This is a genomic window from Streptomyces sp. A3M-1-3 (assembly GCF_024213665.1).
Classification (GTDB): domain Bacteria; phylum Actinomycetota; class Actinomycetes; order Streptomycetales; family Streptomycetaceae; genus Streptomyces.
In genome coordinates this window covers 209,086-225,774 of record NZ_JANAVP010000008.1, presented here as the reverse complement: position 1 = coordinate 225,774, position 16,689 = coordinate 209,086, and the positions used below count along the sequence as shown (strand labels likewise).

The window sequence follows — 16,689 nt, the reverse complement described above, 5'->3', positions numbered from 1 at the left end:
TGCACCTTCTTTCGTACGAGTTCCATCATGCGGCCACGGTGGCCCTGGCCGTGTCGTCCACCTGCGACGTCGGGGAGCCGGGCAGCGGCCGGGCGGTGAAGCGGCGGAGCCGGTTGGCGTTGCCCACCACCGACAGCGAGGACAGCGCCATCGCAGCGGCAGCGATGATCGGGCTGAGGAGCCAGCCGGTGACCGGGTACAGGACGCCCGCCGCGAGGGGGATGCCGGCGGTGTTGTAGACGAACGCCAGGAACAGGTTCTGGCGGATGTTACGCATGGTGGCCCGGCTCAGCGTCACCGCGGTGACCACCCCGCCCAGCGATCCGGAGATCAGCGTGACGTCGGCCGCCTCGATGGCCACGTCGGTGCCGGTGCCGATGGCGAAGCCTACGTCGGCCTGCGCCAGGGCCGGGGCGTCGTTGATGCCGTCGCCGACCATGCCGACGCGGCGGCCCTCGTCCTGGAGGCGGCGGATCTCGTCCGCCTTGTGCTCGGGAAGTACCTCCGCCAGCACGCGATCGATGCCGACCTGGGCCGCGATGGCCTCGGCGGTCCGCGTGTTGTCCCCGGTGATCATGACGATCTTCAGGCCGAGCCGCTTCAGAGCGGTGATGGCGGCGGCCGAGTCCTCCTTGACGGTGTCGGCGACCGCGACCAGGCCCAGCAGCCGCCCGTCGGCCGCCGCGAACATCGCCGACTTGCCTTCGGCGGCCAGCCGCTCCGCCTCCACCGTGAGCGGGCCGGCGTCGATTCCCTGGTCGGCGAGCAGTGATGCCTTGCCCACCAGCACGCGGCGGCCGTCGACGGTGGCGGTGATGCCGTGGCCGGTGACCGAGTCGAACTCGCTCACGCCGGCCAGGGTGATGCCGCGCTCGGTGGCTCCGGACACGATCGCCTGGCCCAGGGGGTGCTCGGAGGAGTGTTCGGCCGAGGCCACCAGGCGCAGCACGTCGTCCCCGGTGAAGCCGGCTGCGGGCACGAGGTCCGTCAGCTGGGGCCGTCCCTTGGTGACGGTGCCGGTCTTGTCCAGCACGACCACGTCGAGGCGCTGCGCGGTCTCCAGCGCCTCGGCGGAGCGGATCAGGATGCCCGCCTGGGCGCCCTTGCCCGTGCCGACCATGATGGACAGGGGCGTGGCCAGGCCCAGCGCGCACGGGCAGGCGATGATCAGCACGGCCACGGCCGAGACCAGCCCCAGCGTCAGCGCCGGGTCGGGGCCGATCAGGAACCACACGGCGAACGTGGCGATGGCGATGAACATCACCGCGGGTACGAAGTAGCTTGAGACCAGGTCGGCGATCCGCTGGATGGGCGCCCGCGAGGCTTGCGCCTGCTGCACCAGCCTGATGATCTGGGCGAGTACGGTGTCCGCGCCGACCTTGGTCGCCTCGAACCGGAAGGCGCCGGTCTGGTTGATCGTCGCGCCCACCACCTCGTCGCCCACGCCCTTGGTCACCGGGATCGACTCCCCGGTGACCATGGACTCGTTCAGAGTGGAGCGGCCATCGACGATCACGCCGTCCACGGGGACCTTCCCCCCGGGCCGGACCATGACGATGTCCCCGGCGGCGACCTGCTCGATGGGCACCTCCACCTCCACACCGTCCCGCACCACGCGGGCGGTCTTGGCCCGCAGGCCAAGGAGCTCGCGGATCGCCTGCCCGGTCCCGGCCTTGGCCTTCGCCTCGAACAGACGGCCCAGCAGGATGAGAGTGAGGATGACCCCCACCGCCTCGTAGTACACCTCGCGCACGCCCTCGGGCAGCACGCCCGGCGCGACGGTCACCAGCAGACTGTAGCCGTACGCCGCGGACGTACCGAGCGTGATCAGCGCGTTCATCTCGGCACTGCGGTGCCGCAAAGCGAGCCAGCCGGTGCGGTGGATCGGCCAGCCCGTGTAGAACATCACCGGCGTGATCAGCGCGAACTGGAACCACCGGTTCAGCAGCAGCTGGGGTACGTCCACGCCGAACACCTCGTGCAGCATCACGGCCACGACCACCGGCAGCGACAGCACCGCGCCGAAGACGACCCGCCGCGACAGATCGGCGATCTCCTCCCGCCGCGCAGCGGCCTCGGCATCCTCCCGCTCCGCAGCGCCCGGCGCGGCGGCGACGGGAGGCCGGTCCGCCTCGCTGGAGGAGGCGGCGGTCGCGGACGCCTCGCTGTCGTCGCCGCCCGGCTCCACCAGCAGGGTGCCGTGCACCATGTTCATCCCGCACGCGAAGCCGAACCGGCCCGCCCTGTCGGGCGTGAACTCCACCACGGTCCGCTCGTTCGCCGGCAGCGACGCAGCCAGGGCGAAGTCGGGGAAGACCACCCGGGAGGTGCAGTCCCCGCTCTCCTGCCGGTCGAACACGAGCCGGACGGGCACACCCTGACGGACCGTCACGAGATCCGGCGAGTAGCCGCCCTTCACGGTGATCCCGATCTCCTGCACACCATTGACGAGTTCGGCCTGGCGTGACTTCTTCGGCCCGAAGAAATACCAGGCCAGGAACGCGATCAGCGTGACCGCTCCGGCTACGACTCCGATGTCCGTGGCGCTCATGACGACTTCCCTTCCGTGTGCTGCGTGATCCGGTATCCGGCCTGTAGCACGGCCGCCTCGATCCCGGCCGGTTCGGCCGGAACGTCGTAGATGACGGCAACGACGCCGGCGCGGGCGTTCACTTCCGCGACCGTCACTCCGGGCAGAGCGCCGACGACGCCCTCGATCATCTGCGGGCAGTCGCCGCAGGTGATCCCGGAAACGGGCCGCGCGATGGCTTTGGGCACGATGCCTCCTTGGGGCAGCGGTGCCGGAACAGCACCTTTGTCGACGCGTCGTGGATGAGCGGGTGTTCGTCATCGAGGACCTCCACGACTCGGAAGCTACGCCTACCCCCCGGGGGTAGCAAATGGGTCGATCGGGGCTACGGGTGTGTTCCTGGCGCTGTGTCTATGGCCCCGACCCCAGGTAAAGGCGCTGGTCAGTGGCGTGCTCGGCGGACGTGGGCGGGGTACGGACGGGGCCGCCGGACGCCGGGAGGGGGCTTCGGAACGCCGTGAGCGCACAGGGCCCGCACATGAGCGCTTCACGGCCCCTTCACAGCGCGCGCCTAGTTTCGGCGACATACCGCAAGAGCGACAGGAGGGATCCCGATCATGATCAAGCGCAGGACCATCGGCGTGGCCGTGGCCACCGCCCTGCTCGGCGGCCTTGGCGCCTACGGTGCCACCGCCTTCGCCTCTTCCTCGGCCACGGACCCGCGGCCGTCCCCCTCGGCCACGGCGTCCCCGGGCGGCACCCACGACGGCTTGGACCGGGACGAGATGATCCGCCACTGCACCGACCAGCTGCCCGCAGGTGAGCGCGCCAAGGCCCGGCAGCAGATGGACAAGATGATGTCCGCCGACATGGACAAGATGGCCGGCATGGACAAGATGATGTCCGGCTCGATGATGAGCGGCGCGTCCGCGGACGGCCACCACGGCATGGGTTGAGTCGAGGCCGCTGCCCGGACCGCCCCGTGTGGGCCGGTCCGGGCCCCACCCCGGCGACCGGCACCCTGACCGCTTACCGCACTCTCGACGCGAAGAGACCCCATGACCCTCGCTTTTCTGCCGAGCCCGCCCAGCCCGTACCTGAACCTCGGCCCCCTCATGCTTCACTGGTACGCGATCATGGTGATCCTCGGCATCATCGCCGCTGTCGCCATCGGCCAGCGCCGCTGGAGCGAACGCGGCGGCGCCGCCGGCACCGTCCTCGACGTGGCCATGGTCGCGGTGCCGTTCGGCATGCTCGGCGGCCGCCTCTACCACGTGATCACCAGCTGGCAGCTGTACTTCGGCGAAGGCCGCAACCCCGTCGAGGCCCTGTACGTGTGGCAGGGCGGTCTCGGCGTGTGGGGCGGCATCGCCGGCGGCGCCCTCGGGGCCTGGATCGCCGCCCGCCGCCGCGGCATCGACTTCGCCGCCTTCGCCGACGCGACAGCCCCCGGCATCCTCGTCGGCCAGGCCATCGGACGGATCGGCTGCTGGTTCAACCAGGAACTCTACGGCCGTCCCACCACCCTGCCCTGGGGCCTTGAGATCGACCCGGCCAACCGCCCGGCGGCCACCGACGCCGCCACCTACCACCCGACCTTCGCCTACGAGGCCGCGTGGAACCTCGGCGCGGCGGCCCTGCTGATCTGGGCGGAGCGCCGCTTCCGCCTCGATCGCGGCAGGGTCTTCGCCCTGTACGTCGCCGCGTACACAGCCGGCCGCGGCTGGATCGAGATGCTGCGCGTCGACCCCGCCAACCACATCCTGGGCCTGCGCCTGAACGTATGGACCAGCCTGCTGCTCTTCCTCGCCGCCATCGCCTTCCTCATCTGGCGCCGCCCCGGTATCCGCGAGGCCCTGACAGCGGCGACCGGCGAGCCCGGCATCCCGACGCCCGCCGCCCGGCCGGCTGCCGCTGCCGCTGAGCAGTCCCGGGCAGTGACGTCCGAGCCGGACGAGAGCACGACCGAGCCCACTGCGCCCAAGCAGGAGAAGAAGACAGATCCCGTGGCGGAACCGACCGCCGCGTCGAGGAGAACACGATGACCGGGCAACACCACCGCCTGACCGGCCTCCGTGGCCCGGGCACCAGGCATGACCGACTGCTGCTCTACACCCTGATGCCGTTCGGACTGCTCCTGTTCGCCCTCGGCATCCTCGGCGCCACCACCGGCATCACCCTGCTGCCCTTCGACCCGCACCACGTCGTCACCCAGATCGGCGGCCTGGTCCTGGCCTTTATCGGCCTGCGCCACTGGAAATAGCCCGCTGCGGCAGGCCACCGGCACCCGCGACGCCGACGCACATCGGCCGCGCACCACGAGCACACCGGCTCTTCACAGCCCCCGCCTACATTGCCCCGTATACCCCTTTCCGAGCACTGTCGGAAGGGAGAACCCACTCCATGGAGTCGACCGTGAAAATGTGCCTGAACAAGAACGTTCTCATCGGCGTCGGCACCCTGCTGCTGGTGATCTTCGCGGCGAGCTTCTTCCACCCGCGCACCGGCCGGGACTGGCGGGTGCTGGGCGGCTTCTCCGCCTTCGCGGTGGCCCTGTTCACCGAGATGCCGCCCAGAAGTCCGGCCGGCTGGCCACTCAAGGCCCCTACCGGCGGATCCGCCACCCGCAGTACACAGGGTTCCTCGCCATCATGGTCTGATTCCTCCTGATGTGGCCCACCCTGCCTACACTGGTGATGTTCCCGGTGCTGGTCTGGGTCTACCGGCGCTTGGCTCTGCGGGAGGAAGTCGAGGTCGCCGCCCGGTTCGGTGCCGCGTGGGCACGGTACGCGGCCACCACACCCCGCTTCCTGCCGTCCTGGCGACACCGCGAGGCGGCAGACGCGTACCCCGATCCGTCGGCAGAGGACACATCCCCGACCTGCCGCGGCGGACACCCCCACCGCGGCAGGTCCGACGGACCCATCGCGGACCAGCGGCCGGTAACGCGGACCGACGGCGGGCCTGCCGCCCTTCCGAAGGAGCTGACGATGTCCCAGTACCTTCCGCTCATCCTGTTGCTGCTGGCCTGCCCCGTGGGAATGGCCCTGATGATGTGGTACATGGGGCGCTACCAGCGTGAGAACGTGCGGCGGAACCAGCCCGAGCGGCGGCCCGCCGCCCCTGCCTACGATGCCAAAGCCGCCGAGGCCGCCGAAGTCGTCCGTCTGCGGGCGGAGATCGACCAGCTCAAGGCCGCCCACCGGGACTCGGCCGACAAGTCGGCATCGCCCCCCGCAGACCGCCCGGCGAGGAAGGCCGACGGGTCGGCGCCGAAGCGGGAGTCCTCTTCGCCCCAGGCATCCTCCTCGACGACCGTCCCTTTGCCTACGGACGGCTCTCCGAACGCCGCCTGCGCCGGGCCCTCACCGCCACACCCTGAAACCCCTCCGACCCTCCCCGCACCACCGAATCGGCAAGGAAACCGACAATGAGCGAACTGATCAAGCTGGTGCCCCTCCTGGCCTGCCCGCTGGGCATGGGAGCCCTGATGTGGTTCATGATGCGGGCTGGCCGCAAAAGCACCGACGCCCCTTCCACCGGCCCCAAGACCGCAGCCTCCGGCACCGATCCGCGTCAGCAGGAACTGGCCGTCCTGCGCCAGCAGGTCGACGACCTCAAGCAGCAGATGGGCCACGACTCCCAGACCCCCGACCGAACTCAGTCGCGATGACGGGCTGCGCCCGGCCCCTGCGCTCACGGCGGCCGCCGTACGCGCCGAACAGCTCGACCTCACCGTCCCCGACCTCACCGGACGCCTGGCCGTCGTCACCGGCGCCAGCGACGGCATCGGCCTCGGCCTGGCCGAACGCCTCGCCCGTGCCGGCGCGGAGGTCGTCCTGCCGGTCCGCGAGGTGGGGCGCCCCATCCACCTCCTGGTCAAACAACGCCGGAGTGATGGCCCCCCACGAAGCTGTCCACGGCCAACGGACTGCTCTACTTCTACGAGAAGGAGCCGGGCGCGTTCGGCATCGACGCCTGGTACCTGACGGCCGTCGACTTCCGCACCGGCGAGCAGAGGTGGCAGCAGTTCACCGGCACCGGCCCGTCGTGCGACACCTGCTGGGCGCCGATCACCATCGGCCCGGACGGCACGGCGTACGCCGGGGTATTCAACGGCATCGTGGCCGTACGCGACCGCGGCTGATTCGAAGAGCAGCCGTTACACAACAGCAGGATCGCCGTCATGTTGATCTTTTAGCGTGACCGCAGGTGACCTGGAGGAAGCCCAGCAGTCACCTACACCACGTCATAGCCGCAGAGCAGGAGCACCCTGGTCACCTCCTCCACTCCCTCGGGGAAGGTGAAGGTGCCGACTTCGCTCTCCCCCATGTGTGCCAACGGGCCGAAGCCCGGGTCCGGCAGGGTCCCGTGGAACAGATCTGGCCAGTCGTCTCCGGCTGCGCAGCGCAGCTCGGTGGGGACGCACCGCGGGCGGTGTGCGGGGCGCGGAGTCGGGGTGAAGCGCACCAGGTGATGTTGGCCCGGCCGGGCATGTGGTGCCTCGAAGAACAGCTCCAGGTGCCTGACGCGTACGTCCTTGCCACTCGGCAGGAACGGGAACATGCCCCGGCCAAGGCTCACCACCAGTTCCCGGCACCCGCCCACGCGGTGGCCCCGGCTGAAGGCCTGCCACGCGGTGGCCATGTCGTACCGCACGTCGAAGTAGCGCAGCCCTGCTCCCGGCAGCTGATGCCGGGCGTGTTCCTCCGCCGCGCGGCGCAGGGCGTCCCCGCCTTCGCGGGCCGTGTAGTTGAGGTGCAGGACGACATCGGAGACCGTGTCGAGGTCGAACCGGTTGTTCTCCGGGCGCAGCTCGATCCGCCAACGGCTGATCGCCCCGCGGAACTCGAACGGGAGCTTCCGCTCGTCCCGGAAGTTCAGCTCGAACATGCCGGTGTCGTTCTGCCCGGTCGAGGTGGCGATCGCCTCGGTGGCGATGTACTCGTTCATGGTCCGCGGGTCGTCGGGCAGCGCCGGGTAGCCGTTGTGCGGCACCCGGCCGTCGGTGGGGCAGCAGTCCCGTGGCGGCGCGGTCAGCCGGGGGCTGATGCGTGTGGTGCTGCCGAGCAGCGTCAGTCGGCAGTGCACTCCGGTGTATGGGCCGGCCACGCAGGGGACGGTGAGGCTCACGTTCTTGATCCGGCGCAGGTAGTGGCCGTAGTCCTGGTCGAACATCCACTCCGGCAGCTCGATTTCGCAGGCGCCGGTGGCCTGGAGCATCAGGAACTGCAGCGGGAAGTCCTGCCGCAGCGAGAAGTGCTTGGTGAGTTCGTACTCGCGGACGTTCTCGTCCAGGTACGCGCACTCCATCCGACGCAGTGCCAGCTGCAGCCGGTCACCGGCCAGCAGGTTCTCCTTGAGGTCGAGCACGTCCGGCGGGGGCAGGAAGTCGCGGGTGGTGTGGCCCAGTTCGACGTTGAAGGCGTGCTGTGCCTGGCGCGCCGCGTGGCGGGCCAGTTCGTGCAGCTGGTGGTGGAGGGCCGACGTCTCCTGCTGCAGGTGCAGATACAGGTCGTGGGTGGTGAACTTGTCGCGGAGGAAGTCGCTTACATCTGACGCCTGTTCCAGCTGGAGCCGGTGGCTGTTCAGCTCCTGGAGGGCGATGTCGCGGCGGCGTTCTGCCGCCAGGATCTGGCGCTCCACCTGTTCGAGCTCGATGTCCAGCACCTCGACCTGGTGGCGCCACTCCTCCTCGCGCCGCTCCCAGCCCGCCTGCGTGAGCCGCAGTCCGGCAGTGCCGGCCGAGATGTCGGCGAGGCCGTTGGTGATCCTGGCCGCAGCCGAGAACACGCCGCCCAGCTTGGAGCCGATCGGGGGCTGGACCTGGGTACAGGGGAAGCCCACGAACATGTCCGGGATCAAGCCCATGATCTGCGCGATGCCCTCCGTGATGGTGCTCACCGTGCGCAGGGACATCCCGGTGTTGGTCAGGCTCTCGTGTTCGATCTCCCTGCTGATCAGCCTGTTCTGGACGAGGAGGTCGTAGTGGTTGCGGCGGGTCTGGGCGCTCTCCTTCGCCTTGCGCAGTGCCTGCACCTGCCAGTCGGACTCCCGCCACTGGTTCCGCCGGATGGAGGTGGCAAGACCCAGCAGCTGGTGTTCCTGCGTGGCGCGCAGGGAGGCCAGGTACTCCGCGTCGCCCTTCTCATAGGCGGCGAGCAGTGCGGTGCCGAGGCCGCGCACCTCGCCCGCCAACTCCATGGCCTTCTGCACGAGGAAGACGAACCGGTACGGGCTGCCGGGCGCGCACCAGTCGTCGCAGTGGGCCGGGTGGTCCGTCCCCTCGGCTGCGGCGGCCCCGGCTCCCGCGCCGGCCAGGCCATGCGCGCGGGCCGGAAGGCGGTTGGCTTCCAGGCAACTGCGGATCAGGCCCAGGCGGTCGGCGGTGTGGTCGTACAGGGCGAGGAGCCGGGGGTTGAGCGGGGCGGCGAGCGGGACGGCGTCGGCGACGGTGGTCGGTGCGCAGCCGAGCTCGGGCGGGGCGGTGACCGTGCGCGGCCGTCGGCCGAGCAGCTTGTGCAGCGTGTCGAAGATCAGCCGCGCGTGTGCGAAGGACTCGGGCGTGCCCTGCCGGAACACGGCGTCGCCCCACTGCAGCAGCGTCTCCGCGTAGTGCAGGACCACCGAGCGGCGCCGGGCGTGTTCGTCGCCGTGCGGCTCCCCGCCGCGCCGCCACGCCGAGTCCGAAGCCAACGGCGCGAAGACCCGTTCGTGCCAGGTGAGCGCCTCCTGGAACCGGCAGTGGGTGCGCAGGAAGCCGGCCAGGCTGACCGCCACGGCGTACGCGGGGAGGGGGACGAGGGGTGCGCCCGGGTGGTGGTGGGCGAAGTACGGATAGGCGGGCAGGCGGCCGGGAAAGGAGGACTTCTCATCCGACTCCTCGTCCGTCTCCTCATCGGGCTCCTCCGGTGCCGGAGGGGTGACCAGGGGCAGCGCGACCGCCTCGTCGGAGGGCAGGTCGCAGCGGAAGCCCGTCACGCCGGGGGCATGGCCCTGCGGCGGGATACCGCCGGTGACCCGGAACGTCAGGGAGTCCGCCTCGCGGCCCACACATTCCAGATCACCGTCGCCCTCGCCGTCGCCGACCCGGACCGGCGCGGCCGAACGGCGCGGCGGCGAGAACTCGCCATTGTGCACCCGGCACCAAGCGAGCCACACGACCCGCGAGGAGTCCCAGTGCAGGAGCCGTGGAAGGGCGGCCTCGTTGTGCCAGTCCCACCCGGCGTGCTGGCCCTCGGCCTCGGGCACGTACTGGCGCGTGTCGACCGTCCAGAACCAGTACTCGTCGACCAGCGCCGGATGCGGCGTACCGCAGTCGGCGCAGCAGATGTGGGCCGGGCCTTCGTGTCGCGGGACGAAGCGGGTGGACGCGGGCGGCTGGGACGCCGCCGCGACGCGCACAAACCGGGCGCCGAGACGGACGGCGGCACGGATCCACAGCGGGAGCTGTTCGCCGGTGGCTTCCTGGTCCCGGCTCATGGCGGAGCCGGGAGCGTTGGACGGGCTGCCGGACGGGCTGCCGGACGAGCTGTCGGACAGGGGCTTGTACGGGGTGTTGGACCCGCCGTTTGACGGGGTGCCGGACGGCAGGCCGGCTGCCGCGAGCCAGGAGGGCCGGGCGTGCCGGTCGGGCGTGCCGAGCAGGTCGAGGCCTTCCCTCGCGGGGTCGATCGCACGCATCGTCGCGGGCTCCCGCGCCTGGAGGGCTGTGAGGCGGGGGTGTTCCGGCGGTCGGCCCTTCTCCCAGTGCTCCAGCCCGCCCGGGACGGGCGCGGTGAGCGTGTCCCGTCGCAGTTCCGCCTCCAGGAAGCGGAACGCCTCGCTGTGCCGGGCCCGTTCCCACTCGTCCCAGTCGATCCAGTTCTCCCGGTAGGCTGTGCGCCTGGCGCAGGCGGCCCAGGTCCGGAAGTCCGCGTACCGGCGGTGCCACAGCCGCTGGAACGCGGCGGACACCTGGAATTCCGGCTCCAGCCCGAGTTCGGCCCTCCGTACGAACAGATGGACGGCGCCGATCGCCTCGTCGATCCGGCCGGTGCGCCGGCACAGGCCCGTCTCGACGTCAAGCAGCAGCACCTCGCCCAGTTCGGCGGGCCCCGTCGCGTATCCGCCCTGTGGGTGCGGCACGCGCTCCATGCCGCAGAGGAATGCGACGAGGGCCGCCCTGGCGCGTTCGCGCAGGCCGTCGTTGAGGCGGCGGATGTCGGCGTACCGTCGTGGCTCGTCGTTGCCGTTCTCGATGCAGCCGCCGCGTACGAAACGTGTCAGGTTGCGGTTGCCGGACTCCGTCCCGCCGGCCGCCACGACGTCGGGATCGTCCGAGGCCCACAGGTGGGGTCGGGCCGCCCGGATGTCCCTGACAGTGAAATGCCGCCGTAAGGCGCGGACCCAGCGGTCGGCGTGCCAGACGCGGATCGCCCAGCGCTCGTCCTGCAGGTCGGTGCCGGTGACCGTGCGGTGGGGGAAGTGGCGCAGGACCAGGCGGGTGTGGAGGAGGTCGACGCCCATGTGCCGCAGGAGGTGGGCGGGATCGTCGGGGTGGTTCTCGGCGGCCTCGTGGAACAGCAGCCACACGGGGCTTTCCGGAGCGACGTCGCTGTCGCGGCGTACGGCCGTGTAGTCGTAGAGCCGCTCCCACCAGTCGAAGAGCGCCTGCCGACGGCGGCGTGTCGGCCTGACTCGGCGGTCCTGGGCGGGGGTGGGCGGGAGGTGGTTGTCCATGAGCGGAAGAAGGTTGAAGTCGAGGAACGCGCGGTGGGTGCGGTGGCGCCGGCCGTCGCGGTAGTAGGACGTGCCGGTGAAGTCCTCCGCGTGCGCCAGCAGGTAGCCGAGCTCGGACTGGCCGTCGTCGGCCGCCGGTTTCGCCGACAGTGCGAACCGGTCGGCGAACAGCAGCGCCTTGAAGACCCGCTGGTAGGTGCGGCGGATGTCGCGCAGGGTGCTGGTGAAACGGAGCCGCAGCGCGTCCCGGGCCGCCCCGGGGGCCGTCAGGCCGTCGTCGAGCGGCCGGTCCTTGCGGTCAAGGAACAGCCGTTCGTACGGAATGGTGACGAGCTCGCCGCCACTGTCGGGACCGGCGTACTTGACCTCGAAGCCGCCGGTGACCGGGCAGAGGTCGTCGGGGCTGTCGAACTCCGGGGCCGGCCACGACAGTTCGACCGTCAGACGGTAGGCCCCGCGGCGCAGCGGCAGCGGCTCCGAGCAGGCTGCGGGTGCGGTCTCGTCCGGCCAGTGGCGGCTGAGCAGTACCCAGCTGCGCTGACCGCGCCGCAGGGTCACCCGCCAGCGCCGGTCGTGGGCGGCGTCGAGGTCGGGCGACTGCCCGTCGGGGGTCGGGGCTCCGGCACGGAACTGGTACGTGCCGTCCTCGTCGACGAGCAGGGTGCCGGACCAGTGTGCGCGGTAGCCCTGGGCGCCGCCGAGCGGCCTCCCGTCGGGCGCGGTGAGGGCGAAGCCGTTGCGGACGGCGACGAAGCGTTCCTGGGCTTCGGTGAGCGTCAGGCCGAGGGCCGGCAGCAGGGTGGGGATCTGCGCGTTCGCGGCGTTGCGCGCGGTTCCGAACGCCGACATCGGCCCGCGGGTCTCGCGCCAGAGGACCGGGCCGCCCTCTGGTGCGAGCTCGCCGAGCAGTCCGGTGCCCGTCAGACCGAGCAGTGCCGCGAAGGCGCCGCCGGAGGGCCGGTCGGGCCAGGTGACGGCGGGCGGCGCGCCGGAGTCGGTCTCCCAGGGGCCGGTGGCGCGGTTCTCGTCGGCGTACAGGTGTCGCAGGAGGGCCCAGGCACGGCCCGGGCCCTCGCCCTCGCTTTCGTCGCCGCTGCGACCGGTCCATGCGGCGACGTGCCCCGCCAGGTGTGTGGCGATGACCTGGCAGCGGGCGTGGCAGCGGGCGAACTCGCGCTGGAAGGAAGCCCATCGGCGGCCCTCGTCGGGCTCCTGGAGGAGCAGCTCCTCGGCCTCGGCCGGGTTGCCGAACAGGAATGCGAAGGGGGCGAGGTCGGCGCGTGGTCGGAAGTAGAGCTCCTGGACGGCGGTCTGTTCGGCGGGCCGCAGCCGCCGGACCCTGGCGAGTTTGGCGAGCACGGACTCGTCGGTCAGGGGCAGCCGGGTCCACAACTGCTCCGTGCCGGTGTCGTAGTGGAACGGCCCGTCCGGGGGGCTGTTCCACATCAGCGGTGCGGTGTCGGCGAGCGGCAGCCCGGTCCGGTACTGGCGTTTGTCGACCGGTACGGGATGGCCCGCGGCCTCCAGCACCGAGGGGAAGAGGTGCTCGCCGAGCACGAGCAGTGGGTCGTGCGATCCGTGCGGCGTGTATCCGAAGTCGCCGCGCAGGGTGGTGGAGATGCGGTCCCATGACCATGCCGCGGCCTCCTCGTCCGGGACGTCGACGGCCAGCATCGCGCGGCGCAGATGCCACAGCGAGAACGCCGTGTCGTCGTCCGGCAGGCCGAGCGGCGCGTCCAGTGCCTCATTCGGCGGCTGGAGGGGGAACGGGTCGTCGCCCTGGACGTGTTCGTCGGAGCCGAACAGGTAGAGGATCTCGCCGATGCCGAAGTCGGAGGCATAGATCTTGCCGAGCACTTCGGCGAACCGCAGGGTGTGGGCGGGGCGGGCGTGCCAGGTGTCCGAGGGGCTGCCCGGATCGAAGCCGGCCAGCAGCGAGAGCGGGTCGAGGTTCTCGGCGAGGAGCTTGCGGAACTCGGGCGGGCGGCAGCCGCAGCCGTGCCGGGCCTGGGCGTGCACCTGGTCGAGCAGTTCGTCGACGGCCCACTCCCAGTGGGCGGCGCCGGGCCCGACCCACAGGGACAGCAGATGGCTGCGATCCGCGCCGGTCGTGGGGGCGCTGCCCGGTGCCGGTGTGGTGCCGTCGGTGAAGGCGAGACGGAAGTCGTCGCGCAGGATCTGGAAGGCGGCGAGCTGGCGGAGGAAGTCCGGGCTGACGGTGCCGTCAGGCCTGAAGAGCCCGAGTACGTCGCAGATGTCGCGCAGCTGGTGGAAGCTGTATCCGCCGTCGGGCAGGCCGCGCAAGGCCCTCCGGAGCCGGATGAAGACAGCGAGCCGGCGCAGCCCCCCGGTCGTGTCCCCGGGGTTCTCGAAGCGGATGCGGTAGCCGTCGAGATCGCACGGCTCGCAGTCCGGGAAGCCGGGGGCACCGTGTTTGTCGTCGTTCCTGTCGTCGGCCCGGTGGAACGGGACGAAGCCCGAGCGCCACAGCTCCAGGAACTCGCAGTAGCTCAAACCGGTCCGGGCGAGGAATTCCGGTAGCCGTACAACGATCTCCGTCCACAGCGTGCCGCAGACCGCCTCGGCCGGAAAGCCGTACAGCTCCCGGAGCAGCAGCCGGCCCTCGTCCGGCTCCGTGGCGATGTCCGTGCCGTACAGCAGCCGGGCTTCCTCGGGTGAGATGCCGAGGTACTCGTGGGCCAGGTCGGCGCGCACCGGATACCGCCACAGATGCCGCTGGAAGCCTTCCGGTTCGGCGTCCGGGGCGAGGGCGAACTCGGTGATGTGTTCGCGAAACCGCCGCATCGTGGCGTACCGGCTGGAGGTCAGGTGGCGCAGGTAGGTGCGGTTGACATCCAGTGCCTGCGCGTACGGCAGTGCGGGGGCGGAGAAGTCCCCGCGCAGGACGTCGTATGCGCCGGGATCGGCGACCGGGGTGGCGGGTGAGGAGTGCTCGGGCAGCGCGGCGAAGAGGGTGGCCGGGTCATGGGGGTCGTTGAGCCGGTGCCCGCCCAGTTCCTCGGCGTTGGTGTCGTGGACCACGCCGGCCGGGCTGCCGGGGTGGGTGGCTACTGCTTCCAGGCACTCGTTGACGATGTCGGCGAGCGGCAGCGGCGTGGACAGGTTGACGTCCGTGGCGAGGAGCTCTCCGAGCGGCCCGCGCCGGGCGGCGATCAGGTCGCCGAGCTTGCTGAAGTCGCCGGTGGGCAAGGGGTCTTCGCAGGTGGAGCGTGCGCTGAGGCGCAGCAGCTCTTGGAGATATCGGATCGGGCCGAGCGGGGAGAGGTGGTCCGGGGGCAGGCAGTTCACGAGACGGCCGTCGGGGTTGACGGGCACGAATCCGCCGCAGGACGGGGCGGTGTCGTCGATGCGGTCCCGCTCGGCGGACCTGGCGTTGTCGTGGATGCGCGTGGCGTAGTGGTGGGCGACCGTGCCGGTCAGTGCCGCGGCGAAGTCCTCGGCGCAGAGGTCGCTCACCTGGCTGCGGCTGGTGAAGCCGCGTGCGTACAGCGCCTCCATGACGGAGAAGCGGATGTCCTTCTCCTCGTCCGGAACGGCCTTGGCCAGCAGGGTGAGTTCATCGACGGTACGGATCAGCTGTTCCAGCCACGCGCAGGCCTCGGGGTCGCCGGGGAACACCGCGGCCACCGCACGCTTCATCCGGTCCGCGTCCCAGGGCTCCCCGAACACGAAGCCGGAACCGTAGCTCCGCATGAACCGGTTGAGCGGATCACCGGTGAGCTGCCGGAACCGCGGCGGCTCGTCCGGCGACAGGGGGTCCCGGTCATGGGTCTCGTCGTCGAGGGCGAAGAACTTGGCCACGTGCCGGACAAAGGCGTTCACCCGGTCCTCGGGGCTGCCACCCACGATGAACGGCGGAATCAGGTTGGCGTCGGGCGGTGTGCCGAAGAGGTCCCGCCACCAGGCCGGTGTACGCCCGACGAGCTGGGCGGCCTGGGTGATCGGGTACTGCTTGATCTCTGTGATCAGCAGGTCATGACCGACGGTGAGGGCCCGAAGGACCAGCTCCAGGTGGGCGGCGAGATCGGCGTCGGAGGACAGCCCGGTCCAGAAGCCGTCGGTCTGCTGGTCCTTGACCTCCAGCCATCCCTGGACGAGCGCCTGCACCAGCCCGACGGGGGTCGGTACGGCAGGCCCGGTCGCCGCGCCGAGCGAGCGCAGCTGCCGCGCCGCTTGGTTGATGTTGACCTTGGCCGTGCCCGCCGGTGAGTCGAACGCGATGCCGTCGCCGTCCGCCTCCTCCCCCAGGACGCCCAGCGCGACGGCCGCGCGCAGGGCATCGCGCGTCCGGTCCGCCTCGCCGAGGACGGCCAGTTCGTACCGCTTCTCGGCGGTGACGGAGGTCGGCATGGTCGCGGACAGCACATAGAAGTACGCGGCGGGCACGCCGAACCGGGGGTCCGGCATGGCGTCCACGCCGAAGAGGATGACCTTGGCCTCCCGGTACCGGGCCCCGGTGTGCGGCCCCGGGGGTTCGAGCAGTACGGGGAAGTCCATCCCGGCCCGCTCGGCCGTCCGGCTCCGGGCCTCCGCAGCGACGGCGGTGCGCAGCGCGAACACGAACCCCGCCAGCCGCTCGGCCTCCGCGTTGCCCTTCGCGTAGTACGCCTGCTGATCGCCCTCGAACCTGCGCCGGGCCTGCTCGCTCTCGTCGTCGTCCCTCTTCCTGCCGGTGTACATCGCCTCCAGCGACCGCTTTGTCAGCGGACTGGGCGGCTCCGGCGGCACGGGCAGCGGCCGCAGTGCGCGGTTCCACACAATCTCGTACGCCACGTGCCGGGCCTGCTGCGGGGTGAGCGTGGCGAGGACCCCGGTGTCGCCGGGGTCGTGCCCGAGCACGTCCAGCACGGCCGTCCGCAGATCGCCGAACCGCGGCGGGGTCCCGTCCGCGGGCAGCTCCAGCGGGTTCTGGCCGGCCGGGGCGGCGGCGGGCAGCGCGAGGAACAGGCTCGGCACCAGGGTGTGAAAGAGGGCCGGGTCCATCGGCCAGGCATGCTGCGCCTCCGGCACGTTGAAGTACACCTGCCGGTGCACGATCTGCTTGCCCTGGCGGCTGATCTCCAGCCGCAGGTCACGCGTCGCGTGCTCCGGGTGACCGGGCGGCGGGTCCGGCACCTTGATCACTGCCGTGGCCACTGCCTGCATGACCGGCTCGATGTCCGGCGGAAGCGGCACAATGGAGTGCTGGGCGATCAGCGTGTCCGGATGCGGAATCCAGGGCACGTCCGGCTGCTCGGGGGCCACGTAGGCGGCCGTGCCGATCTCGAAGCCGCGTAGAGGGCTGTTGGTCGTCAGGTCCCAGGCATTGATGGTGAGACCTTCGAGGTGGTGGGCGAAGTCGGGGCCGTCGACCGGCTCGACGGGGTGCAGGCGCAGAACGAGAAGCGAGGCCATGGATCGGTCCCCCCTTGGTCAGG

General features: G+C 71.1%; 10 protein-coding genes and 1 pseudogene. 8 read left to right on the top strand and 3 right to left on the bottom strand.

Translation table 11 applies throughout. From position 1 onward, the window contains the following. Nucleotides 1-25 precede the first annotated feature (25 nt). Complete coding sequence (locus NLX86_RS12075) at nucleotides 26-2,551, bottom strand: heavy metal translocating P-type ATPase (protein ID WP_254371632.1); 2,526 nt, start codon at nucleotides 2,549-2,551, stop codon at nucleotides 26-28. Further along, complete coding sequence (locus NLX86_RS12070) at nucleotides 2,548-2,778, bottom strand: heavy metal-associated domain-containing protein (RefSeq protein WP_254371631.1); 231 nt, start codon at nucleotides 2,776-2,778, stop codon at nucleotides 2,548-2,550. The genes NLX86_RS12075 and NLX86_RS12070 overlap by 4 nt, the downstream gene beginning before the upstream one ends. Before the next feature lie 369 nt (nucleotides 2,779-3,147). Here NLX86_RS12070 and NLX86_RS12065 point away from each other — a divergent pair, with 369 nt between their 5' ends. From NLX86_RS12065 to NLX86_RS12030, 8 genes and pseudogenes are all read left to right on the top strand, one after another. Then, nucleotides 3,148-3,486, top strand: a complete 339-nt coding sequence (locus NLX86_RS12065) for a hypothetical protein (RefSeq protein ID WP_254371630.1) — start codon at nucleotides 3,148-3,150, stop codon at nucleotides 3,484-3,486. A 102-nt stretch (nucleotides 3,487-3,588) separates the two neighbouring features. Continuing rightward, on the top strand, nucleotides 3,589-4,575 hold the full coding sequence (gene lgt / locus NLX86_RS12060) for a prolipoprotein diacylglyceryl transferase (protein WP_254371629.1): 987 nt from the start codon (nucleotides 3,589-3,591) through the stop codon (nucleotides 4,573-4,575). Further along, nucleotides 4,572-4,793 carry a hypothetical protein gene (locus tag NLX86_RS12055; protein WP_254371628.1) on the top strand — a complete coding sequence of 74 codons (222 nt, stop codon included), beginning with the start codon at nucleotides 4,572-4,574 and terminating at the stop codon, nucleotides 4,791-4,793. Before lgt ends, NLX86_RS12055 begins: the two co-directional genes overlap by 4 nt. A gap of 140 nt (nucleotides 4,794-4,933) precedes the next feature. Next, nucleotides 4,934-5,200, top strand: coding sequence for a hypothetical protein (locus NLX86_RS12050; protein WP_254371627.1), 267 nt, complete (start codon nucleotides 4,934-4,936; stop codon nucleotides 5,198-5,200). A gap of 26 nt (nucleotides 5,201-5,226) precedes the next feature. After that, nucleotides 5,227-5,964 (top strand): isoprenylcysteine carboxylmethyltransferase family protein, encoded by a 738-nt coding sequence (locus NLX86_RS12045; protein ID WP_254371626.1) that lies wholly within the window; start codon nucleotides 5,227-5,229, stop codon nucleotides 5,962-5,964. Further along, on the top strand, nucleotides 5,961-6,203 hold the full coding sequence (locus NLX86_RS12040) for a hypothetical protein (protein WP_254371625.1): 243 nt from the start codon (nucleotides 5,961-5,963) through the stop codon (nucleotides 6,201-6,203). Before NLX86_RS12045 ends, NLX86_RS12040 begins: the two co-directional genes overlap by 4 nt. Beyond that, on the top strand, nucleotides 6,100-6,519 hold the full coding sequence (locus NLX86_RS12035) for an SDR family NAD(P)-dependent oxidoreductase (protein WP_374213868.1): 420 nt from the start codon (nucleotides 6,100-6,102) through the stop codon (nucleotides 6,517-6,519). Before NLX86_RS12040 ends, NLX86_RS12035 begins: the two co-directional genes overlap by 104 nt. Continuing rightward, nucleotides 6,441-6,677: pseudogene (locus tag NLX86_RS12030) on the top strand (hypothetical protein); the annotation flags it as partial. The gene NLX86_RS12035 and the pseudogene NLX86_RS12030, both read left to right, overlap by 79 nt. A 92-nt stretch (nucleotides 6,678-6,769) precedes the next feature. Here NLX86_RS12030 and NLX86_RS12025 read toward each other — a convergent pair. Further along, nucleotides 6,770-16,666, bottom strand: coding sequence for a neuraminidase-like domain-containing protein (locus NLX86_RS12025; RefSeq protein WP_254371624.1), 9,897 nt, complete (start codon nucleotides 16,664-16,666; stop codon nucleotides 6,770-6,772). Between the last annotated feature and the right edge of the window lie 23 nt (nucleotides 16,667-16,689).